Annotated in this window: 19 protein-coding genes; 7 read left to right on the top strand and 12 right to left on the bottom strand. The window is 72.2% G+C overall.

Annotation, left to right across the window (positions count from 1 at the left end; translation table 11 throughout):
- Window positions 1-31: 31 nt before the first annotated feature.
- The 3 genes from AB0I91_RS00390 to AB0I91_RS00400 form a co-directional block, all read right to left on the bottom strand.
- Entirely contained in the window at window positions 32-1,252 is a 1,221-nt protein-coding gene (locus tag AB0I91_RS00390) for an ABC transporter substrate-binding protein (protein ID WP_499614179.1), read from the bottom strand.
- A gap of 278 nt (window positions 1,253-1,530) precedes the next feature.
- Window positions 1,531-2,064 (bottom strand): LuxR C-terminal-related transcriptional regulator, encoded by a 534-nt coding sequence (locus AB0I91_RS00395; RefSeq protein WP_236594835.1) that lies wholly within the window; start codon window positions 2,062-2,064, stop codon window positions 1,531-1,533.
- A gap of 113 nt (window positions 2,065-2,177) precedes the next feature.
- Entirely contained in the window at window positions 2,178-2,645 is a 468-nt protein-coding gene (locus tag AB0I91_RS00400) for a GNAT family N-acetyltransferase (RefSeq protein WP_499634384.1), read from the bottom strand.
- A 76-nt stretch (window positions 2,646-2,721) separates the two neighbouring features.
- Here AB0I91_RS00400 and AB0I91_RS00405 point away from each other — a divergent pair, with 76 nt between their 5' ends.
- Window positions 2,722-3,507 carry an enoyl-CoA hydratase/isomerase family protein gene (locus tag AB0I91_RS00405; RefSeq protein ID WP_499617357.1) on the top strand — a complete coding sequence of 262 codons (786 nt, stop codon included), beginning with the start codon at window positions 2,722-2,724 and terminating at the stop codon, window positions 3,505-3,507.
- Here AB0I91_RS00405 and AB0I91_RS00410 read toward each other — a convergent pair.
- The 4 genes from AB0I91_RS00410 to AB0I91_RS00425 all read right to left on the bottom strand — a co-directional run bounded on the left by AB0I91_RS00410 (window position 3,494) and on the right by AB0I91_RS00425 (window position 8,462).
- A complete protein-coding gene (locus tag AB0I91_RS00410; RefSeq protein WP_499634387.1) occupies window positions 3,494-3,970 on the bottom strand; it encodes an SLATT domain-containing protein in 477 nt (158 codons plus the stop codon). The genes AB0I91_RS00405 and AB0I91_RS00410 overlap by 14 nt on opposite strands.
- Window positions 3,971-3,980: 10 nt before the next feature.
- Entirely contained in the window at window positions 3,981-5,501 is a 1,521-nt protein-coding gene (locus AB0I91_RS00415; protein ID WP_499634390.1) for a serine/threonine-protein kinase, read from the bottom strand.
- A 79-nt stretch (window positions 5,502-5,580) separates the two neighbouring features.
- Window positions 5,581-7,650, bottom strand: coding sequence for a glycosyltransferase (locus tag AB0I91_RS00420; protein ID WP_499617366.1), 2,070 nt, complete (start codon window positions 7,648-7,650; stop codon window positions 5,581-5,583).
- Window positions 7,641-8,462: a WecB/TagA/CpsF family glycosyltransferase gene (locus AB0I91_RS00425; protein ID WP_498772541.1), complete on the bottom strand. Its 822-nt coding sequence runs from the start codon at window positions 8,460-8,462 to the stop codon at window positions 7,641-7,643. The genes AB0I91_RS00420 and AB0I91_RS00425 overlap by 10 nt, the downstream gene beginning before the upstream one ends.
- 86 nt (window positions 8,463-8,548) lie before the next feature.
- Between AB0I91_RS00425 and AB0I91_RS00430 the strand changes: the two genes are divergently transcribed.
- Window positions 8,549-9,763, top strand: coding sequence for an MFS transporter (locus AB0I91_RS00430; protein ID WP_498772817.1), 1,215 nt, complete (start codon window positions 8,549-8,551; stop codon window positions 9,761-9,763).
- Here AB0I91_RS00430 and AB0I91_RS00435 read toward each other — a convergent pair.
- The 3 genes from AB0I91_RS00435 to AB0I91_RS00445 all read right to left on the bottom strand — a co-directional run bounded on the left by AB0I91_RS00435 (window position 9,750) and on the right by AB0I91_RS00445 (window position 13,246).
- Window positions 9,750-11,069, bottom strand: a complete 1,320-nt coding sequence (locus tag AB0I91_RS00435) for a cytochrome D1 domain-containing protein (RefSeq protein WP_499634392.1) — start codon at window positions 11,067-11,069, stop codon at window positions 9,750-9,752. The two genes, AB0I91_RS00430 and AB0I91_RS00435, sit on opposite strands and share 14 nt — an antisense overlap.
- Window positions 11,070-11,132: 63 nt before the next feature.
- Window positions 11,133-12,401, bottom strand: coding sequence for a hypothetical protein (locus AB0I91_RS00440; protein ID WP_499634395.1), 1,269 nt, complete (start codon window positions 12,399-12,401; stop codon window positions 11,133-11,135).
- On the bottom strand, window positions 12,398-13,246 hold the full coding sequence (locus tag AB0I91_RS00445) for a glycosyltransferase (RefSeq protein ID WP_499617374.1): 849 nt from the start codon (window positions 13,244-13,246) through the stop codon (window positions 12,398-12,400). The genes AB0I91_RS00440 and AB0I91_RS00445 overlap by 4 nt, the downstream gene beginning before the upstream one ends.
- A gap of 81 nt (window positions 13,247-13,327) precedes the next feature.
- Here AB0I91_RS00445 and AB0I91_RS00450 point away from each other — a divergent pair, with 81 nt between their 5' ends.
- Genes AB0I91_RS00450 through AB0I91_RS00460 form a run of 3 tightly spaced genes read left to right on the top strand, consistent with a single transcriptional unit; the run spans window position 13,328 to window position 17,048 of the window.
- Window positions 13,328-14,377: a glycosyltransferase gene (locus AB0I91_RS00450; protein ID WP_499634397.1), complete on the top strand. Its 1,050-nt coding sequence runs from the start codon at window positions 13,328-13,330 to the stop codon at window positions 14,375-14,377.
- The gene (locus AB0I91_RS00455; protein ID WP_498772531.1) at window positions 14,362-15,834 is read left to right on the top strand and encodes a lipopolysaccharide biosynthesis protein; all 1,473 of its coding nucleotides are present in this window, start codon (window positions 14,362-14,364) and stop codon (window positions 15,832-15,834) included. The genes AB0I91_RS00450 and AB0I91_RS00455 overlap by 16 nt, the downstream gene beginning before the upstream one ends.
- Window positions 15,831-17,048, top strand: a complete 1,218-nt coding sequence (locus AB0I91_RS00460; protein WP_499634400.1) for a rhamnosyltransferase WsaF family glycosyltransferase — start codon at window positions 15,831-15,833, stop codon at window positions 17,046-17,048. The genes AB0I91_RS00455 and AB0I91_RS00460 overlap by 4 nt, the downstream gene beginning before the upstream one ends.
- Here the strand turns inward: AB0I91_RS00460 and AB0I91_RS00465 are convergent.
- Both AB0I91_RS00465 and AB0I91_RS00470 read right to left on the bottom strand, forming a co-directional pair.
- Window positions 17,026-18,123, bottom strand: a complete 1,098-nt coding sequence (locus AB0I91_RS00465) for an acyltransferase family protein (protein ID WP_499634403.1) — start codon at window positions 18,121-18,123, stop codon at window positions 17,026-17,028. The genes AB0I91_RS00460 and AB0I91_RS00465 overlap by 23 nt on opposite strands.
- 170 nt (window positions 18,124-18,293) lie before the next feature.
- Window positions 18,294-19,253, bottom strand: a complete 960-nt coding sequence (locus AB0I91_RS00470) for a TolB family protein (RefSeq protein ID WP_499634405.1) — start codon at window positions 19,251-19,253, stop codon at window positions 18,294-18,296.
- Between the two features lie 93 nt (window positions 19,254-19,346).
- Between AB0I91_RS00470 and AB0I91_RS00475 the strand changes: the two genes are divergently transcribed.
- Window positions 19,347-20,237 (top strand): hypothetical protein, encoded by an 891-nt coding sequence (locus AB0I91_RS00475; RefSeq protein ID WP_499634408.1) that lies wholly within the window; start codon window positions 19,347-19,349, stop codon window positions 20,235-20,237.
- Complete coding sequence (locus AB0I91_RS00480) at window positions 20,210-21,577, top strand: O-antigen ligase family protein (protein ID WP_499634410.1); 1,368 nt, start codon at window positions 20,210-20,212, stop codon at window positions 21,575-21,577. Before AB0I91_RS00475 ends, AB0I91_RS00480 begins: the two co-directional genes overlap by 28 nt.
- Window positions 21,578-21,585: the final 8 nt, after the last annotated feature.

The following is a 21,585-nucleotide window of genomic DNA, read 5'->3' on the forward strand; positions in this document are numbered from 1 at the left end:
CGCGCGGACCGGCGGAAACTACCCGCCAGGGCTACTTGGCGCGCGTGCCCTTGAGCTTGACCAGCTCGGACTCGAACAGGTCTGCGACCACGGCCAGCCCGCCGGGTGTCGCCGGGTCGGGCCGCGCGATGTACGACTGCGTCGCCGACGGCCGCCCGACCAGGGAGAACCGCAGCTGCCCCGTCAGGCTCCTCGTGTCGACCTTGTTGGTGTCCTGGAACGCCCGCAGCACCCCGTCACGGGTCAGGTCGCGCTCGCCGCACGCCTTCTCCAGGATCGCCGCGAACGCCATCCCGATCACGTACCCGTGGTCCACCGACCCGGTCGGCTCCAGCTCCGGGAACTTCCGCGTGAACGCCTCCGCCACCGCGCGCGGCCCCGGCAGGTCGGTCGCGAACGGCGCGATCGGCGACACCACCTGCACCCGCTTCACCACGGCCGCCGCCGCGGGCGACTGGAGGATCAACGGGTCGTACCCCACCGCGTTGACCAGGAACGGCACGTCCCAGCCGAGCCGCTCGGCGGTCGCGACGGCGGTCGCGGTCTGCTGCGGCGACGTGCTCAGGAACACCGCCTTCGCCCCCGCCGCGCGCAGCGCGCCGACCTGCGCGGCCACGTCCGCGGTCTCCGGCACGGCCTTCGCGACCAGCTCCATGCCCCACTGCTCGGCGGCGAACGTGCTGCCTTCCAGCGCGTTGCGGCCGTAGTCGCTCTCGACGTGGATGTGCCCGATGGTGTCACCGGGGCCGATCAGGCCCGAGCGCTTGGCGTGGTCCAGTCCGTTGATCACGTCGAGGTCGTAGGTCGTGCCGACGATGACCATGTGCGGGTTGCCGAGCAGGCTCGCCGACCACGACGCGGGCGCGGCGATGGCGCGGGTCTGCATCAGGTCCGGCTCGATGGCCTCGGTCATCGGCGCGCCGGTGACGTCCATGAAGCCGAGCACCTGCGGCTCCAGCTCGAAGTACGCCTGCAACGCGCGGTCGACGTCGTAGCCGTGGTCGGCCTGCTTGAGCTCGACCTTGCGCCCGCAGATGCCGCCGCGCTCGTTCAGCTCGGCCAGGAACAGCTCGTAGCCCTTGATCCGGATGAGCGACGTGGCCGAGAACGGTCCCGTCATGTCGGTCAGCACGCCGAGCGAGATCGTGTCGTCGGTGACGCCGGGGCCCGTCTTGACCGGCGATTCCTCCGCCGCGCCGCACCCGGCGGCCAGCACCGCGACCACGGCGGATCCGACGACGAAGCTGCGCACCAACGGGACTCCCACCACTCACGTTACCGACGGGTAAGGAGTATTGACAGAAGTCACCCGAATCGCCTAATCATGTGACATACCGCACGGTCGGTGACGATTCCGGTATCGGTTCCGCACCCCGTTCGCCACGTTTGCCACCCGATCAGCCGCCATAACGCCACCGAAGCGCGGGAGCGTGCCGATCACGACCGCGGCCCTGCCCGAACCGGGAAACGCCGTGAGGCCGACGGGGGTCTCCCGTCGGCCTCACGGCCTGTCCATGACCGGTACGTGCGCTACAGGTACGAGCGCTGGCCCCACGGCATCGCCGCGGCGAGCTGCGCCCGCCTGCCGATGTCGAGCTTGCGGTAGATGCGGGTGATGTGGAGTTCGACGGCCCGGGTCGACACCGAGAAGTGCTCGGCGATCTGCCGGTTCGTCATCCCCTCCAACATCATCAGCGCGATCCGGTGCTCGTGCGGCGTCAACGGCTCGCGCGAGCGCGCCTCGGCGCTCTGCCCGTCACGCGGCCGGACGATGCCCGGCACGCGCTCACCTTCCGGCACACCCAGCAGCACGTGCCACTGGCGTATGCGCACCTCTGCGATCGACTGCGATCGCACGTACGGGTCACCGCGCACCAGGTCCCGGGCCGCGGCGTCGTCGGGCACCTGAACGATGAGCAGCACGCCGGAACCATCGGCCCACGGGCCGGTTCCGACGAGCACGCCCTGCTCGGCGAGCGGACGCCAATATTCCCGGTGTGCGAGATGAATGGATCTCCGCACCTGGCGCGCATCACGAAATGTCAACTCAACGGCGAAAGCCACTGGACTGATCCCCATTTCATTCCGCGGCCGACTTTCGCCACATACTCAACTGTGACGTTTATTCAGTGTCAAGTGAGACACATCACAACGGTGATATGGGAACCCAATGGCCCCTATAGCCGCTTTTCGAACCAGTACTCCGCATAGCGGTCGTCGTTGAACGCGGGCACCTCACGGTAGCCGTGCCGCGCGTACAACGCCCGCGCTTCGACCAGGTCAGTACGGGTGTCGAGGCGAATGGCCGCAGCACCAAATGAGACAGCCGCCACCTCGACCGCCGCGAGCAGCGCCGCTCCGCCGCCGGTGCCGCGAGCGGCCGGATCGACGAACATCCGCTTCATCTCCGCCATTTCGCGGTCAACCATGCGGAAGCCGACGCATCCTCGCACCGCCCCGTCGCGACGACCGACGAAGAACCCCGCCAGGTCGTCGGTCGGGTCGTCGGCGATCGCCCGGTCGACCTCCTCGGGCACGGCCGGTCGGCCGTAGTAGCGCCCGATGATGTCGGTCAAGTACGTGCGGATCACCGCGACCGCGGTCGGGCTGTCAACCGGTTCAGGCTGAACGGTCCAGGAACTCATTGGCAGATTCTCACCTGCGCTGGGCCATTCGGACACGTGGTTTTCGTCATTCCGGACGCGTGTAAAGTCCCCGCCTGTGGCAGCGCAACAGGTCCGGCTGGAGCGGGACGCCGTGGGGCTCGCCGTCCTCACCGTGGACGCTCCCCCGCTGAACCTCTACACCGCCGAGTTGCACGACCTGCTGGAGGCGGCGGTCGAGGACCTGGAGGAGCGGCCCGCGCGTGCGCTGCTGATCCGCTTCGAGGGCAAGGTCGTCAGCGGCGGTGTCGACGTCGGGCTGTTCGCCGCGCAGGAGACGTCCGCGCGGGCCAAGGTCCTGCTCGACCAGATGCTGGAGCTGACCGAACGGGTGGCCGCGCTGCCGTTCCCGACCGTGTTCGCCGCGCACGGGCTGTGCCTGACGTGGGCGTTCGAGGTCGCGGTGGCGTGCGACCTCGTCCTGGCCGCGCGGCGGGCGACGTTCGGGTTGGTGGAGAAGGTCGTCGGGTTGACCCCGACCATGGGCGGCACGCAGCGGCTGGCCGCGCGGGCCGGTGTCGGTCGGGCCAAGGAGCTCGTGATGACCGGCGAGCGCTACGACGCGGCCACGCTGGAGCGGTGGGGCGTGGTCAACCGGGTGCTGCCGGACGAGGGCTTCGACGACGCGGCGCTGGAGTTCACCGCGGCGCTGGCGACCGGGCCCACGGTGGCGCACGCGGCGACCAAGCGGGTGCTGGCGCACTTCGAGAGCGGCGGCGTGCCCGAGGCGAACGAGCACGTCACCGCGATCGCGGCCGAGCTGTTCGAGACCGAGGACCTGCGCGGCGCGGTGCGGTCGTTCCTGGCCGACGGTCCGGGCAGGGCGACGTTCAGCGGTCGCTGATCCGCCGGAACTCGCCCCAGCGGGTGTTCTGGCGGTCCCAGATCGCCTGGTACTCGGCGAACATCTCGGCGACCTTGGCGGCGTCGACCCGGTCGCTCGGCGTGGCCGCGAGGTAGTGGCTGACGTCGTCGTGCAGCCGGTGGAAGCGGGAGATGGACTCCTCCATCAGCACCCACAGGGGCCGCCACGCGAAGTACGGCTCCAGCACGGCGAACACCGTGGTCAACGCGACCAGCGAGAACGCCAGACCCGTCCAGAAGTCCAGGTCCTGCCAGCCCAGGATGATCGTCGCGGTCGCGGACATGGTCAGCAGGCCGACCTTGAGCGCGGTCGCCCGGCGGCTGAACCGGGCCGCGCGCTCCCGGCCGTAGTCGCGGGCGCGGTCGATGCGGCCCAGCAGGTCCAGCGCCAGCTCGTGCGGGCTCAGGCCCGACTTCACCGGCTGCTCTTCAGGCTCGTCCACGGCGAGCACCCTATCGGGGGTCGTAGGCGGCGGAGCCGTACCAGGCGAGGGCGGAGCGCAGCTCGACCACGTCCCGGTCGCGGCGCTTGCGGTAGCGCTCGTGCGAGATCGGGTAGACGCGCAGGCCGCCCTTGTGCTTGGTGAAGCTGCCGCGTCCCAGCGTGTCCGGGGTCTTGGCGGCGGCGACCAGCCAGACCACGAGCCACGGGCGGGCGTGGTGCGCCTCCACCTTCACGCGGGCGATCGCGTACCACGGGAGGCGGCGCGACTGCTCGCCGTTGGACAGCGTGATGCCGTCGGGGCCGACGTCGAGGGTGAGCGGCGAGCGCGCGACGCCGACCAGGAGGCGGATGCCGGCCAGCGCGAACGCCAGGAACCCGAGGAACGCGGCCGCCCGCACCGCGTCGGGCGCGCCGGAGGCGGCGTCGGCGATCGAGCCCGTCACGACGGCGGCCAGCGCGTTCGCACCGGCCCAGCTCAGGCCGACCGCGCGGGAGGTCTTGAACCGGACGCCGGTGGGGCGGACCTCCTTGGGCGCGGGGTCGATGCGGACGGGCGCCGCGGTCGGGGTGCGTGGCTGCACCGGCGCGGGGGTGACGAGGGTCGGCGGTTTGGGCGGCGGCTCGTCCACCAGCACGCGGGTCGGCGGCTTGGCGGGCAGCTCGCCCAGCTCGGTGTGCCGTTGCTCGACCATGGTGCGGACGCGTGCGGGGAGCCAGGACGGTTCGGCGGACGGCGGGCCGATCGCCTCCAGCAGGCGTGCGGGCGTCGGGCGGTTCGCCGGCTCCCGGACCAGGCACGGCACGATCAGCGGCACCAGGCCCGGCGGCACGCGGGAGAGGTCCGGGTCCTGGTGGACCACGCGGTAGACCAGCGCGGACGTGGCGCCCTCGCCGAACGGCCCACCGCCCGTCGCGGCGTAGACCAGCACCGAACCGAGCGCGAACACGTCACTCTGGGTGGTGATCTTCTGGCCGACGACCTGCTCGGGTGACAGGTAGCCGGGGGTGCCGAACACGATGCCCGCTTCGGTGAGCGCGGAGTGCTCCAAGGCGCGGGCGATGCCGAAGTCGATCACGCGGGGGCCGTCGTCGGCCAGCAGCACGTTCGACGGCTTGAGGTCGCGGTGCACCAGGCCCGCGCCGTGGATCGCGACCAGCGCTTCTGCCAGGCCGCCGGCGAGGCGGCGCACGGCGCGTTCGGGCAGGGGGCCGTGGTCCTGGACGGCCTGCTGCAGGCTCGGGCCGGGGATGTACTCGGTGGCCATCCACGGCCGGTCGGCGTCGGGGTCGGCGTCCACCACGGTGGCGGTCCAGAAGCCGCCGACCGCGCGCGCCATCTCGACCTCGCGGCGGAAGCGCTCGCGGAACTCGGGGTTGTCGGCCAGCTCGGCGCGCGAGACCTTGACCGCGATCGGCCGCCCGCCGCGTGACCGCGCCAGGTAGACCGACCCCATCGCGCCGCGGCCGAGGGCGGCGAGCAGCGTGTAGTCGCCGATCCGCGACGGGGCGTTCGGGGGCAGTGGCTGCACGACACCCACACTAGATGCGCCGGCCACCCCTCTTGGGCAAGACGGCGAGGTTCGCGGCGCAGCACACAGCCGCGCAACCTCAGACCGGGTCGTGGAGTCGAGGGTCCCTCGCGGTGGTCAGGGTGAGGAGGGTCAGGGTGCGGGCGTGCCAGGAGTGCGGTTCGACCGAGGCGCGGAGGGCGTGCGGCGGCAGCAGGGGGCCGGTCGCGAGGGTGGTGCGCAGGGCGTCGACGAAGTCGGCGTGGGTGCGGGCGGCGCGGACGCGGTCGGTGTAGCCGGCCAGCTCGGCGAAGTCGGTGCTGACCACCGGGAGGCCCAGGGCCAGGTACTCCTTCAGCTTGATGGGGTTGGACCGTTTGATCCAGTCGTTGTCCTGCCAGGGCATGATCGCCACGTCGAACGCCGAGCCGTAGGCCGGGATCGTGGTGTAGGGGCGGAAGCCCAGCCAGTGCACGTTCGGGTACTTGTCGAAGCGCTCCATCGGGTGGGTCGCGTCGCCGATCAGCACCAGGGACGCGTGCGGCAGCTCGGCGGCGACGCGTTCCAGCAGGTCGAAGTCGACCACGAAGTCGTCCAGCGCGCCGAAGAAGCCGATGCGCGGGCCGGGGATCGCGCGGACGTCCGACGGCCACTCGTGCTCCGGCCGCGCGGTGAAGTGGTCGACGTCCACGCCGTGGTCGAGGAAGTGGGCGCGGGAGCCGGTGCGCGGCAGCTCCTCGTCCATCAACGCGTGGCTGACGTACACGACGTGGTCGGCGTTGGCCAGCAGCTGCTCCTCCAACGCCTCGATGGACGCGCGGTCGGCCTCGGGGAAGTCCGAGTGCCGGTCCGAGCGGTTGAACACCAGGCTGTGCCGGCGCATCGGGGCGACGACGTCCCAGGCGGTGGGGATCGTCACCATGATCACCGGCGTGCGCAGGCCCAGCGCGAGGGCGACCAGCCGCACCTGGGCGCGGACCAGGACGGCGTTGACCTTGCGCAGCAACGGCGAGCCGTAGAACGGCAGCGGCAACGGGGACATCACGTAGAAGTCCGGCATCGGCCGGCGCACGAACTTGGCCACGCTGCGCAGCTTGCGCAGGACGCGCCGGGCCACGTGGGTGCTGTTGCCGCGGGTCGGCATCCGCATGCCGATGCTGTTGACCACGAGCACCCTGCGGTGCGCGGCCATCGACCGCATCAGCTGGAAGTCCGAGTGCGCCCGGTTGTGGTACCACCAGTCCTGCGCGGAGAAGCACACCCAGCCGGGTTCGGGGTCCGCGCCGGGGCGGGCCGGCCACCGCCGCCAGCGCAGCAGGTCGCCGACGGCCTTGCGGTGCTTGGCGCCGCGCGGCACGCGCAGCAGCTCGTTCAGCAGCACGGCGCACCACATCGCGAAGGCGGCCGGGCGGCCGTCGCGCTCGCGGACCGCGCGGACCCGGTTCGTGGTGGCCATCGACCACAGCACCGGCGACGTCGACTGCTCGCCGCCGAGGTGCACGGCACGCGCCCGCGGCTCGTAGCGGATGGCGTAACCGCGCTCGCCCGCGCGCACCATGTACTCGGTCTCCTCCGAGTACAGGAAGTACCGCTCCTCCAGCACGCCGGTCGCCTCGCGCGCCTCGCGGGAGATCAGCCACGCCGCGCCGGTCGCCCAGTCCGCCGTGCCGGCCGTCTCGTACCGGAGCGGGTCGACCACCAGCTCGCCGAGAGCCTCGGACCGGCCGGCCCGCGTGCCGCCGAGGAGCGCTTCGCCCAGGGCGCGCAACGGGTTCGGCGCCCGGCGCAACGACAGCTGCGGCGCTCCGTCGGGACCGGCCAGCCGGGGCACCGCGATGCCGGTGCCGGGCAGCGCGAGCGCGGCGCGCAGCAGCGTGACGGCGTCGCGGTGCAGCCGGACGTCCGGGTTGAGCACCAGCACGTCGCAGTCCGGCGCGGCGGCGAACCCGGCGTTGACGCCCGCCGCGAAGCCGTCGTTGGACGCGCGGGCGACGACTTGGGCGTGCGGCGCGACCCGTGCCACGACCGCCAGGGTGTCGTCGGTGGAAGCGTTGTCCACCACCACGACCCGGCTGTCCGGAATGGACTCCAGCGCGATCGCCACAGACTTCAGGCAGTCCTCGACGACGTCCGCGCTGTGGTAGGTCACGACGACGACGGCTAGCGGCACTTCTGCTCCCCGGGCTGGTCGCCGACTCCGTCGGCGGTCGAGCGGCGCAACCGGGTGCGCAGCGCGCCCCCGAGCAGGCGGAACGCGAACGGCAGGTCGTCGCGCAGGTAGCGCCTGGCCAGGCGGCGCGGTTCGAGCGCGAGGCGGTGCAGCCACTCCGCGCCCAGCTTCTGCACCGCGCCCGAGGCGCGCCGGAACTCGCCCGCGGCCATCGGGATGCCCGCGCCGCAGCCGAGGAACCAGGACGCGGGCAGCTCGGCGCGCAGGAGTCGGATCAGGCGTTCCTGCTTGGGGAAGCCGAGGCCGACGAACACCAGGTCCGGCTTGGCCCCCACGGCCTTGGCGACGGTCCCGGCGGTGGCCGCGGCGGAGGTCTCGAACCCGAACGGCGGCGAGTCCGTGCCCACCACGCGCAGCCCGGGGTACTGGGCGCGCAGCGCGTCGGCGGCCTTCTCCGGCACGCCCGGCTCACCGCCGAGCAGGTAGAGCGAACGGCCCTCGCGGGCGGCGGCTTCGGCGAGGGTGAACACCAGTGACGACCCGGTGACCCGTTCGGGCACCGGGACGCCCGCGAGCCTGCCCGCCCACACGACCGGCATCCCGTCGGCGACGACCAGCTCGGACTCGGCGATCAGCGCCGCGAGCTCGGGGCTGCGGGTCGCCGCGCGCACGATGTCCACGTTGGCCGTGACGATCGCGCCGCCCTCGGCCCGTCGCCAGGCCTCGGCGACGTGGTCGGCCACACCGGACTCGCGGACGGACCACACGTCGACGGCGCCCACGCGAACGCGGGCCTGCGCTATGTCCGGCATACCCGCGTCATCGGGTTCCGGGTGGTCCCCGTTACGACGTCCCCGAACGGCGGTAACGGTTACCGCACGTGACCGATATCGGGGGCATGTACGTTGCGTCCGTCCGGCCCGGCGAGCGGGTCAGGGGCAGGGTTCCCGGCACGGTCGTCGCGTTGGGCGCGGTGAGCCTGCTGACCGACGTCTCGGCCGAGATGGTCACCGCGTTCATGCCGGTCTACCTGCTGTTCACGCTCAACCTGAGCTACGCGCAGTTCGGCGTCCTCGACGGCCTGTACACCGGTGCGACGGCGGTGCTGAGGCTCGTCGGCGGGCACCTGTCGGACCGGACGCACCGGCACAAGGCGGTCGCCGCGGTCGGTTACGGGCTGTCGGCGGTGACGAAGCTCATCTTCCCGCTCGTGGGCGCGTCGGCGTTCGGGATCGGCGCGACCATGGCGGCGGACCGCGCGGGCAAGGGGCTGCGCACCGCGCCGCGGGACGCGCTGATCTCGTTGGCCACGCCGCCGGACCGGTTGGGCGCGGCGTTCGGGCTGCACCGGAGCATGGACACGGTGGGCGCGCTGCTCGGGCCGTTGGTGACGTTCCTGCTGCTGTACTGGGTCGGCACGGTCGCGGGCCCGGTGTTCGTGGTGAGCGCGTGCTTCGCGGTGGTGGGGCTGATCGTGCTGGTGGCGTTCGTGCGGGAGAACCCGCGCCCCGCGCCGACCGGGCCGCGGCCGTCGGTGAAGGCGGGTCTCGCGCTGCTGCGGGAGGCGGGGTACCGGCGGCTGGCGGTCGCGTCGGCGGTGCTGGGCCTGGCGACGTTGTCGGACGCGTTCGTGTTCATCCTGGTGCAGAAGGCGACGAGCGCGCCGCTGCACCTGTTGCCGCTGTTGCCGTTGGGCACGGCTCTGGTGTTCCTCCTCGCCGCCGCGCCGGTGGGACGCCTGGCCGACCGGATCGGCCGGTGGCCGGTGTTCCTGGGCGGGCACGTGCTGCTGCTGGGCGTGTACGTGCTGCTGCTGGCCGCCGGCACCGGTTACGCCGGGGTCGGTGCGGCCCTGTTGCTGCACGGGCTCTTCTACGCCGCGACGGACGGCGTCCTGTCCGCCCGCGTCAGCGCGCTCGTGCCGGAGTCGTTGCGGGCGTCCGGGTTGGCGGTGGTGCAGACGGGACAGGCGTTGGCGCGGCTGGTGTCGTCCGTCGCCTTCGGCTTCCTGCTCCAGTTCGCCGCCTTCGGCACGGCCGTGCACGCGGCCATCGGCTCGTTGCTCGTCGCGGTCCTGGTGGCGGCCGGGCTCTGCCGGGTCAGAGCAGGGTGAGGGCGATGGAGCCGTGCGCGGCGGAACGGCCGTGGGTCAGGTCGCCCGCGTGGCTCGCCGTGTAGCCCTGGAGCAGGGTGGCCAGGCCCACCAGCAGGGGTACGTTGGCGTCGCACTGCGCCTTGCCGTAGGCGTTCGTGGTGGCGGTGCAGAGCGGGTGGCCCTTGACCGTGCGGAAGGAGATCTGCTTGCCCGCCACCGGTTTGCCCGTGTGGGACTCGGTGAGGGTGGCGTCCAGGCCGCGCGCGGTGAAGCCGAGCAGGCGCAGCTGCAGCTGGGCGTGGCCGGCGGTCAGCTTGGTGGGTGCCGGGGGTACGGCGTGGATCGCGATGCCGACCGGGTTCGCGCCCACGGGGACCGTACCGACGACCGCCAGGGTCGTGGTGTCCACGATGGACACGGTGTCGCTGTTGTAGTTCGTCACGTAGGCCTTCGCGCCGTCCGGGGTCAGGGAGACGCTGATCGGCCTGCTGCCCACCGGGATCCGGGCCACCTGCGTCAGCGCGTTGACGTCGACCACCGACAGGCTGTGGCCTTCGCTGTTGGTCACGTAGGCGCGCGCGCCGTCCGGGGAGATCGCGACGCCGTGCGGGATGAAGCTGACCGGGACCGCGCCGATCACGGCGTTGGACGCGGTGTCGACCACGGACACGGTGTTCGACAGCTTGTTGACCACGACGAGCTTCGCGCCGTCGGGGGTCACGGCCACGGCGGTCGGGGTGTTGCCGGTCGGGATGTCGGCGACCTTCGCGTTCGTCGCGGTGTCCACCACGGAGACCGTGCCGGGGCCCGCGACGTCGTGGGCGACGTAGAGCCGCCTGCCGTCCGGCGCGATCGCGATGCCGTCGGCGTTCGCGCCGACCGGGATGGTCTCGGTGGTCGTCGACGTGGCCGCGTCCACCACGGACACCGTGCCCGCCAGGTAGTTCGACACGTACACGTGCCCACCCGACGGCGACACGACGACGCCGGCGGGGCCGTCGCCGACCGGCACGGACGCGTCCACGGTGTTGGTCGGCGTGTCGATGATGGTGAGCGTGTCGTCCCGGACGTTCGTCACGTAGCCGCGCGTGCCGTCGAACGCGACGCCGACGCCGTAGGGCGAGTCGCCCGCGGAGTCGACGAGCGTGGCGGTGACGGCGTTCGTCGCGGTGTCCAGCACCGACACCCCGCCGCCGTTGTTGGCGACGTAGGCGAGCACGCGCACGGGGGCCGCCACGGCCGTCCCGGACGGTCCGAGCAGCAGCGCCGCTCCCAGGGCGACCGCGCCGCACACCGCCGGCGCCTTGCGGATCTGTCTGAGCACGATCGGCCTCCGTGGGTTGGGGTCCACTGCCCCCATCGCCGGCCGGCGCCCCGCCGTTAGCCGTCAGAACCGGTACACGTGGACTTGGTACGGACCGAAGTCGTCCACGATCCGGCCGTCCACGATCGGCACGGTCCGGTCCTCGTCCACCACCGTGGCCGTGCCCGACGACACCGGCACGGTGAGCGTGACGCGGGCGGCGAGGCTGCGGGGGTGGTCCTTGGTGCCGTCGGTCTGCGCCAGCACCCACCGGGTGTCGCCGAGCTGCTTGTGCATGCCCGGATCCTTGTGCAGTACGGGGACCGGGATGCCGTTGTCGCTCGACGCGGTCACGCCCGGCGCGTTCGGCGCGTTGAGCACCGGCGCCAACGACTTCAGGCGCGCGTTCACCGCGGCGACGCGGGCGGTGATCTCCGGGCGGGTCAGGATGCTGGAGTACTCCCCCGTCCCGTCGGTGTAGAAGCTGTGCGCGAAGTAGTTGATGCCGGTGGCGCCGTGCAGGATCGTGTTCCACACCGCCGATTCGAGCTGGTCGGGGTCGATGATCTCGCCGCGGTCGTGCGGGTGCCCCGTCTCGACGAACCCGTACAGCGGCTTGTCCGGGCCGCACCACTTGCGCATCGTGTCGATGACCTGCCCGTAGCTGTACGCGCCGACGGTGTGGTTGCGGTCGGGGTGGGTCCAGCCGTAGTAGTCGGCCGACGCGATGTCCGCGGCCGAGCAGTAGGTCCGCATGTCCTCTTCGTAGGACTCCTCGATGTAGCCGTAGCCGATCTCGCCGGTCGGCGTGCCCATCCACGGGCTGAAGTTGAGGTACGTCGGCCGGGACGGGTCCTCGGCGCGCACCGCGTCGGCGGCCTTCACGATCGCCGACGGCTGCATGTCCGGGTGGAACACGTCGCCGTAGACCTTGGTCATGTCCGGCTCGTCGGCGATCAGGTAGCCGACGTAGTTGCGGGCGTGCGCGGTGTCGGCCAGGACCTCGTCGACGCGCGTGCCGTCCACGTACACGCGCCAGTCGGTCTCGTGGAGCCCTTCCTGGCGGAGGTACCACCACTCGTCCTCCCAGAGCCCGATGCCGAAGTCGACGCCGATCTCCGGGAACGCCCGGCCGAGCTTCTTCCCGTTCTCGACGCCGGACGGGTCCTGCATCCAGACGTTGATCGGGAACACGGCCGGGTCGCCGGTCGGGTTGGGTCCGTTGGCCCACTTCTTGTAGTAGTCGACGGACGGGCCGGCGAGGACCGGTGGCGGGTCGGCCGGCCGTTGCGCCTCGGCCGTGCACGCGGTCGCGACGAGGGCGAGCGCCAGCGCCGCACGGGTCGGCTTCACCTCGACGTCCGCGCGGCCAGCACCCGTTTCGCCTTCTCGAAGCCGTCCGGGCCGAGCAGCCGCATCGCCGCGGTCTTGACCACGTACCGGGCCCCGTCACGCGCCGACCGCAGCGGGTGACCGACGAACCGGTCACGGGCCAGCACACCGCCGGCGGGCTCCGGCACGTCGTCCAGCGCCGCGCCGAACAGCGCCCGGTGCGGCGCGGGCGCGACCAGCCTGCCGCGGGTGCGGTTGCTCACGTTCCCGCCGTGCACGACCTGGAGCCAGCCGGGCGGTCCGCCCAGCGACACCACCTCGGCGTGCCGGTGCAGCCGGTTGTGCCAGTCGGCCCAGCACGTCACCGGCGCGTCCCAGCTCTCCCGCATCGAGGCGAACGCGTTGTCGCGGTCGTGGTGCGCGAACAACCCGGTTGGGCTCTTGACCAGCCCGTTCGCCAGGTACAGGGCGGTGCGGCGACCGGTGGACGGCTGCGCCTGGAGCCGGGCGACGAAGTCCGCGGCGAGGCCGTCGTCGTTGTCGAGGTTGGTGGTGATCAGCTCGTCGCCCTTGACCGGGAAGAGCTTGGCGATGTCCTCGACCAGCTCGTCGCGGCTGACCTGCGTGCGGAACACGGGCGTGTACGCGTCGCCGTGCGCCTCGATGCGGTCCTTGAGCCACCGCGGGCTCTCCGGGTCGAAGTAGACGAGCCACCGGAAGTCCGAGGACGTCTGCGCCGCCACGGACGGCAGGCAGTACCGCTCGAACAGCCCGACGCGTTCGGTCAACCACCCCTCCCGCGCCCGCACGACGCTCTCCGCCCCGACGGACGGCAGGTTGAAGCGCGTCAGCACGACGTGGTCCATGGAACCCCTTCCCTCGTGTCCCGTACATCGGGATCGGGGCCGCGCCGTTAACGATCCGCGGTCGCGCACGATGAGTAGAGCGTGACTGAGCCCCCGGCACGACCAACGGTCGACGTCGTCATCCCGTGTTACAACTACGCGCGGTTCCTGCGCGCGTGCGTGAAGAGCGTGCTCGACCAACCCGGTGTCGACGTGCGGGTGCTGATCATCGACGACACGTCCACCGACGAGACGCCCGAGGTCGTGGCCGACCTGGCGCGCGATCCCCGGGTCGAGGGCCGCAGGCACGAGGTCAACCAGGGCCACATCGCGACCTACAACGAGGGCCTGCTGGAGTGGGCCAAGGCCGACTACACCGTGCTGCTGTCCGCCGACGACCTGCTCGCGCCGGGCGCGTTGGCCCGTGCCGCCGAGGTCTTCGAGGCGAACCCGAACGTCGGCATGGTGTACGGACGTGTCGTTTATTACACCGATCACGACAACCTGCCGTCCGTGATCGCCCCGCCGGCCGGCCGCACGGTCTGGTCCGGTGTGGACTGGATCGAGGCGCGGTGCCGCACCGGGCAGAACGTGCTGTCCTCGCCCGAGGCCGTGGTGCGCACGTCGGTGCAGCAGGCCGTCGGCGGCTACCGGCCCGACCTGCCGCACGCGGGCGACCTGGAGATGTGGATGCGCATCGCCGCGGTGTCCGACATCGGCTACGTGCGCGGCAAGCCCGCCGCGTACTACCGCGTGCACCAGCAGAGCATGATGCGCACGCAGTTCTCGTCGCTCTTCGCCGATCTGGAGCAGCGGCAGGCCGTGTTCGAGCGGTTCTTCGCCGAGCACCCCGACCTGCCGGCGCGGCTGCGGGCGCTGGCCGACCGGTCGATCGCCAAGGACGCGCTGTGGCGGGCGGTGCGCGCCTACGACCGGGACCGGCTCGACGAGATCCCGGTGGACGAGCTGGAGGCGTTCGCCCGGCGGGTGTTCCCCGACGCGGCGCGGTTGCCCGAGTACCGGGCGTTGCGGCGGCGACGGGCGGTGGGGCCGAGGGTGTGCAGCCGCACGCAGCTGTTCGTCGGCAGCCACCTGGTCAAGCGCGGCGCAGGCGTCGTGGGCAAGCAGGTCTGGAAGTGGCGCGGCCAGTGACCGCCGAGGTGGAGCCGCCGGTGACCGGGCGGCCGGAACTGCGGCGCAAGGTCGGTTCGGCGATCCGGTGGAGCGTGGTCAACAGCCTGGTGCAGCGGTTGGGCCAGGTGGGTGTCGGCGTCCTGCTGGCCCGGCTGATCGCACCGGAGCAGTTCGGCGTGTTCGCGGTCGCGCTGGTGGTGCTCAACATCGTGATGAGCGTCAGCGAGATGGGCGTGAGCGTCGCCCTGGTGCGCAGCGAACGCCCGGTCGAGGAGCTCGCGCCCACGGTGACGACGCTGTCCATCGCGTCCGGCGCGCTGTTGGCGCTGCTGTGCGTGCTCGGCGCGCCGTGGTTCGCCGAGGCGATGGACACGCCGCAGGCGACGGGCGTGATCCAGCTCATGTCGTTGTCGCTGGTGGTCGCCGGCGCGTCGGCGGTGCCGGGCGCCGTGCTGCAACGCGAGTTCCGGCAGGACCACAAGTTCGTCGCGGACACGTCGGCGTTCGTCGTCGGCACGGCCGTGGTGGTCGTGCTCGCGCTGCTGGGCTTCGGCGCGTGGAGCCTGGCGTGGTCGCGGATCGCCACCAACCTGGTCGCCGCGGTGGTGATGTTCGCCTACACGCCGAAGCGCTACGGACCGGGGTTCGACCCGGCGCGGGCACGGGAGGTGCTGGCGTTCGGGCTGCCGTTGGCGGGTGCGAGCCTGCTCGTGTTCGGGGTGCTCAACGTCGACTACGTCATCGTGGGCGGCGTGCTCGGCACGGTGCCGCTGGGGTTCTACCTGCTCGCGTTCAACCTGGCGAACTGGCCGGTCGGCGCGTTCTCGCAGCCGGTGCGCAGCGTGTCACTGGCGGCGTTCGCGCAGGTCAGAGATGATCCGGAGCTGTTCGCGCGTACGTTCGCGCGTGCGTTGCGGCTGCTCGCGCTGGTGACGGTGCCCGCGTGCGTGCTGCTGGCGGCGCTGGCCGACCCGCTCGTGCGCACGGTGTACGGCGAGCGGTGGGCGCCGGCCGCGCAGGCGTTGGCGTTGCTGGTGCTGCTGGGAGCGCTGCGGGTGGCGTTGGAGCTCGGGTACGACTACCTGGCCGGCGCCGGGCGGTCGCGCGCGATCCTGGTCATCCACCTGGTGTGGCTGGCCGCGCTCGTGCCGCTGCTGGCGCTGGGCGCGCACCTGGACGGCATCCGGGGCGTGGCGCTGGCGCAGAGCGTGGTCGTGCTCGTGGTGATCGTGCCCGCGTACCTGATCGCCTTCCGGCCCTACGGGTTGCGGGCGCGGGCGTTGGGCGCGGCGGTCGCGCGGCCGGTGGCCGGCGGTGTGGTGATGGTCCTGGTGGCGTCGGGCGTGCAGTGGGTCCTCGACGGCGCCCTGTGGCGGCTGCTGGTGGGCGGCGCGTTGGCGTCGCTGGCGTACGCGGCCGTGGTGTTCCCCCTGCGCCACGAGGTGCTGGGCCTGTTGCGGAGGAGTGGCGCGTGAGGGTCGTCCGGCAGTTGCGACGGCGGGCGCACCAGGTCACGCGCATCATGCGCGAACAGGGTGTGCGTCAGGTCGGCGCCCGCGCGCTCGGCCGTGCGGCACGGCGGTTCGGCGCGGGCGCCGAGGTGTTCCCGGTGCGCCTGGAGGACGTGCGCGCGGCGGACATCGGCGCGCGGCGGCCGGTGGTCGTGCCGCCGGTGCCGGAGGACGGGCGGCTGGTGGTCAACTGGGTCAGCACGCCGCCCTCACCGGGCTCCGGCGGGCACACCACGATGTTCCGGCTGATCGAGCACCTGGAGTCGGTGGGGCACACGTGCCGGCTGTACCTGTACGACGTGTACGGCAGCCGTGCGGCCGACCACGAGCAGGTGATCAGGTCGGCGTTCCCGGGCTTCCGCGGGTCGGTGCACGACGTGGCGGACGGGATGGCCGACGCGCACGCCGTGTTCGCCACCGCCTGGATGACGGCCTACCCGGCGTTCAACGACCCGTGCGCGGGCAGGCGGTTCTACCTCGTGCAGGACTACGAGCCGTGGTTCTTCCCGGTCGGCGGACTCTCGGCGTTGGCGGAGAACACCTACCGGATGGGGTTCCACGGCTTCACCGCCGGCCGGTTCCTGGCCGACAAGGTGCGCGCCGAGACGGGGATGGCGGCCGACCACTTCGACTTCGGCTGCGACGCGGACCGCTACCACCTGACCGAGGGCGTGCGGCGGAACGGCGTGGTGTTCTACGCGCGCCGGCTGGCGCCCCGGCGGGCGATCGAGATCGGGTTGCTGGCGTTGGAGATCTTCGCCGAGCGGCACCCGGACGTCGTGATCCACACGTACGGGGAGAAGATCGGCTCGCTGGGCCCGCGGCACGTCGACCACGGGCTGGTCACGCCCGACCGGCTCAACGAGATCTACAACCGGTGCTACGCGGGCCTCACGCTGTCGATGACGAACGTCTCGCTGGTGCCGCACGAGATGCTGGCCGCCGGGTGCCTGCCGGTCGTCAACGACGCCGTGCACAACCGGGTCGTGCTGGACAACGACCACGTCCGGTACGCGCCCGCGACACCGCACGACCTGGCCCGCGCGCTGTCCGACGTGGTCACGTCACCGGACTTCGACGCGGTGGCCCGGGCCGCGTCGGCGAGCGTGTCCGGCCGGTCGTGGGACGCGGCCGGGCACGAGTTGGAGAAGGTGCTCAGGCGGGAGCTGCCGGCCTGAGCAGGCGGCGCTGCGCCGGCCGTTCGACGAGCCGGTGCAGCAGCCACGCCAGCCCGAGCGAGACGCCCAGGACGGCCACGGCGATCCCGATCGCCCCGGCCAGGGCGACGTCGTGCGGCCCGAGCGCCTCCGCCGCCCGCATCACCACCTGGTGCACCAGGTAGAAGGCGAACGAGACCTCGCCGAGGAACACCGCCGTGCGGCCGCGCCACGGTGACCGCGCGCCGGTGATGTCGGCGACCGCGGCGGCCGGGATGAGCAGCGCCAGCGGGACGACCGTGCCGGCGACGTAGCCGAACGTGCCCGGCAGGTGACCGGAGCCGACGTACCCGGCGACCGCGAGCGCGCCCGCCCGCCACAGGGGCAGCCGGGGCCAGCGGCCGGCGCGCACGATCCGGGCCAGCGCCATGCCCAGCACGAACTCCAGCGCCCGGGTCACCGGGAAGACGTAGACGAACCAGTACTCCAGGTCCGCGGGCAGCGGCAGGGCGATCACCGGGACCAGGACCACCGCGGCCATGAGGCCGAGCGCGAGCGCCCAGAGCCTCCGCCGCGGCACGCGGTCCACCCGCGCCAGGAGCCAGGCGAACGCCGCGTAGAACGCGGCCTCGCACGACAGCGACCACGCCGGCGTGTTGACGCCGAAGTAGACCGACTGGACCGGCACCCAGGCTTGGAGCAGGAACAGCCCCACCACGCCCGAGAGCACGGACACGCCGCCCAGCCAGGCGAGGCCGGCGAACACCACGACCCAGACCACCACGTGGTTGGGCAGCACCCTGGCCGCCCTGCGCCGCCGGCCGACGCTCGCCGGCACGCCTTCCCGCGCGGACCACGTGAGCACGAAACCGGACAGGAGGAAGAAGAACCCGACCCCGGTCGCGCCCTGCCCGAACACCGCTTCGAGGACGCCTTCGGCTCCCGTGCCCGCGAACAACCCGCCGGCGTGCAGGTGGAAGCCGAAGACGACGAACGCGGCGAGGAAGCGCAGCCCGGTGAGCGAGGGCAACCGGACCTGCGGCAGTGGCGGGATCGCCGGGGCGGACGACGGGAGCGGCGCCGGCGCGTTCGTCATCGGCGGTTGGCCCGACCGGCGCAGCGGTCCGTGCCACCGTTGCCGCGTAACACGATTCTTGCGGTCGAATATTCGTTTCCCGCAAAGAATAACAACTTCCACCTCCGATGCAGCAGGATTTCCTTCGACCACAAGGAAATCGCGGTGCCACGAGAGGCGTTAGCCGAAGATCAGAGCGGGGACGGCGAGGTGGCATCGGAGATCATCAGCACGGCGGCGGCCGAGCCGTCGGCGGGCACGACGTGGATCGAGGCGAGCTTGGCGTCCTTCGGCACGGCGGCGAACGCGATCCGCTCGTCGTCCAGCCAGGTGGCCTGGTCGTCGACCCCGGCGGTGCCCGGCAGCCTGCGCTCCTCGCCCGTCTCCAGGTCCAGCACCGCCAGCTCCCACGGCCCGAGCCTGCCGATGCGCTTCTTATAGGCGACCTTCGTGCCGTCCGGGGACAGCGACGGGCACTCCGCGTCACGCCGCAGCGACTCCAGGCGACGTTCCGCCAGGTCGCCCTTCACCAGCCAGGTGTACCCGCCCGAGGCCAGGGTCGCGTAGAACGTCCGGTCGTCGGCGGCGACCGTGAGCCCCCAGTAGTTCACGTCCTGCGCGGCGTGCGGCCGCCCCTCGACCACGGCGGCGAAACCCTCCAGCGACTCCACCGCCTCGCCGGTCCGCAGGTCCAGGTACCCGGTGCGGGTGGAGAACCCGCCGGGCACCGAGTACGAGTCGCCGGTCACGAACGACGTCCACGTGACCACCTGCCCCGACGCCGACACCTTCGCCCGGCTCGGCACCCCCGGCAGCGGCACGGTCCGCGCCACGCCGCCGTCCCGCGTCACCTCGGCCGCGTAGGTCGGGCCCGGCCCGGACAGCTTCAGGCACACCGTCGTGCCGGCGGCCCGGTACACCCGTTGGCACGTCATCGCGGTCGCGCTGCGGGCGGCGGGATCGGCGAGGCGCGCCTGCTCGACCCGGCCGCGCCCGTCCGTCAGCGCCACGAACATCAGGTCGCCGTCGACCGCGGCCACCGGCACGGGCGGGGTGTCGCGCGCGACCGACGTCACGTACGCCACCGAGGCGCCGACGACCAGTACGATGGCCACGACGGCGAACACCACGCGCCGGTGGGTCAAGTCCATCACCACCTGTAACGACTGGGCGCGAGTCGGCCGATTTCAGAGTAACAACACCCCGCGCGCACGCCCGCGGGGTAGACGTGGATCGGGGAGCGGATGGACTTCTGGGGCGCCGTGCGAACGCTGCGCAGGCGGTGGTACATCGCCCTGCCGGCGGCGATCACGGCTGTCGCCGTGGCCGCCGGCGTGTTCCTGTCCATCCCGACCCGCTACCAGTCCACCGGGGTCATGGTGTTCACGTCGCCGTCGGCCGGCGGCTCGTTCTCGGAGAACATCTCGCCCGAGGACGCGGTGCGGGTCAACCCGCTGCTGTCGTTCGACGGCAGCCTGACGACCACCGCGCAGATCATCTCGCAGATCCTGGCCGACCCGAAGACCCGCAAGGAGTCGCTCGGCCTCGACAAGGACTCGACGGAGAACTTCACCGCGGCCGGTGGCGGCATGGGCGGCCCGTTCCTGTTCGTGACCGCGGACGGCGGCACCCCGGAGGCGGCCGAGCGGCTGGTCACCACGGTGATGGAGTTCGCGGCCAAGGAGCTGGACGAGCAGCAGACCGCGCTGAAGGCGCCGGCGTCGACGTTCATCACCTCGCAGGTGATCGTGAACCCGACCGAGGCCGAGGCGCAGATCGGCGGCAAGGTCCGGTACGCGGGCGCGGCGTTCGTGCTGCTCATGCTGTTGACGACGGCGGCCACGTTCGGCGGCGACAGCGTGCTGAACCACCTGCGGCGACGTCGTGAGGCGCATGAGGGCGACGCCGCGGACGACGCCGTGACGCCTCCTCCGGCCACCGCCACCCCGCCGGCTGCCGCTCCCGCTTCTCCCCCGCCCGCGCCCAACGGCGTGCCGCGCCGTCCGCCCGGCCCACCGGTCCGCCGACCGCAGCCGACGGCCAGCGAGCAGACGGTGAAGATCGCCGCGCCGGGTCCGCGCAACCTCGGCAACCCGGGTGCCCCGGCGTGGCCGACCAACGACGACAAACCCTGACCGTGGCCGAGCGGTTCCCGCCGGAGCGGCCCGTGCGGCGGCGGGCGGACGGCGCCACGTTGATGAGCGCGTTCCTGCTGGCGCTGCTGATCATCCCGGCCCGGCTGGTGCTGTCGTTCGTGCCCATGACCCTGCCGCCCGCGCTGGTGGTGGCGTTGCTGCTGGGCGTGCTGTGGGTGTCCGGGCAGATGGTCGACGACGTCGGCATGGGCAAGGGGCGCAACGTCGTGCGGACGGCCGTGGCGCTGTACCTGGCGTCGCACCTGGCGACCTACGGCGTGGCGACCCGGCGCTGGCTGCCGACCGACGAGCTGACCGTGGCCGACAGCAGCATCATCCGGATCACGTCGATGATCGCGGTCGCGGTGTTCGTGTGCGACGCCGTGCGCACGAAGGAGCGGCTGGACCGGGTGCTCAAGCTGCTGCTGGGCTGTGCGGCGGTGATCGCGTTCGTCGGGCTGGTGCAGTTCGGGCTCGGGGTGGACCTGGCCTCGTACGTGTCGCTGCCGGGGCTGCGCGTGCAGGACAACGGGTACTCGGCGATGGAGGCGCGGTCGATCTTCCGCCGGCCGACCGGCACCACGAACCACCCGATCGAGTTCGGCCTGGTGTGCGCGATGGCCGTGCCGCTGGGCGTGCACTACGTGTTCAAGGCCCGGGACGACGGCACGCCGCACGTGCGCTGGTTCGTGTGCCTGGGGCTGGTGGGGCTGGGCGCGTTGCTGTCGTTGTCGCGGACGGCGCTGCTGTGCATGGCGGTCGGGGCGGTGATCATGATCATCACGTTGCCGAGGCCGCGCAAGATCGCCACGGCGGTGGTGGGCGGTGGGGCGTTCCTCGGTGCGACGCTGGTGGTGCCGGGGCTGTTCGGGACGTTGCGCGGGATGTTCTCCAACATCGAGGACGACCCGAGCGTGAAGGCGCGCACGGCGGACTACGAGGCGGCGTGGGAGCAGATCGACCTGAACCCGTTGCTGGGGCGCGGGTTCGGCACGTACCTGCCGACGAAGTACACGATCCTGGACAACCAGTTCCTGCTGACGTTGATCGAGAACGGCTACCTGGGGCTGTTCGCGCTGGTCGGGATGTTCCTGGCGGCGGCGTTCGCGGCGATCCGGGTGCGGATGATCAGTGAGGACGAGCAGCTGCGGAGCCTGGCGAGCGCGCTGGTGGCGGCCGTGGTGTCGGGTGGGATCGCGTCGGTGACGTTCGACCTGCTCGGCTTCGGCGTGGCGACCGGGCTGGTGTTCACCATGATCGGCGCGACGGGGGCGTTGCTGCGGGTGGCCAGGGAGCAGCGGCGGCGCGCCGCGGCGGAACCGGCCACCACGGAGGCGTGAAGGCGCAG

It is taken from the genome of Actinosynnema sp. NPDC049800 (assembly GCF_040656635.1).
Taxonomy (GTDB): Bacteria; Actinomycetota; Actinomycetes; order Mycobacteriales; family Pseudonocardiaceae; genus Actinosynnema.

Coding starts and splice junctions, on each gene's coding strand:
- AB0I91_RS00400 (WP_499634384.1), bottom strand. CDS start 2,645: ATGAGTTCCTGGACCGTTCAGCCTGAACCGGTTGACAGCCCGACCGCG.
- AB0I91_RS00425 (WP_498772541.1), bottom strand. CDS start 8,462: ATGCCGGACATAGCGCAGGCCCGCGTTCGCGTGGGCGCCGTCGACGTG.
- AB0I91_RS00430 (WP_498772817.1), top strand. CDS start 8,549: ATGTACGTTGCGTCCGTCCGGCCCGGCGAGCGGGTCAGGGGCAGGGTT.
- AB0I91_RS00445 (WP_499617374.1), bottom strand. CDS start 13,246: ATGGACCACGTCGTGCTGACGCGCTTCAACCTGCCGTCCGTCGGGGCG.
- AB0I91_RS00465 (WP_499634403.1), bottom strand. CDS start 18,123: ATGACGAACGCGCCGGCGCCGCTCCCGTCGTCCGCCCCGGCGATCCCG.
- AB0I91_RS00470 (WP_499634405.1), bottom strand. CDS start 19,253: ATGGACTTGACCCACCGGCGCGTGGTGTTCGCCGTCGTGGCCATCGTA.
- AB0I91_RS00475 (WP_499634408.1), top strand. CDS start 19,347: ATGGACTTCTGGGGCGCCGTGCGAACGCTGCGCAGGCGGTGGTACATC.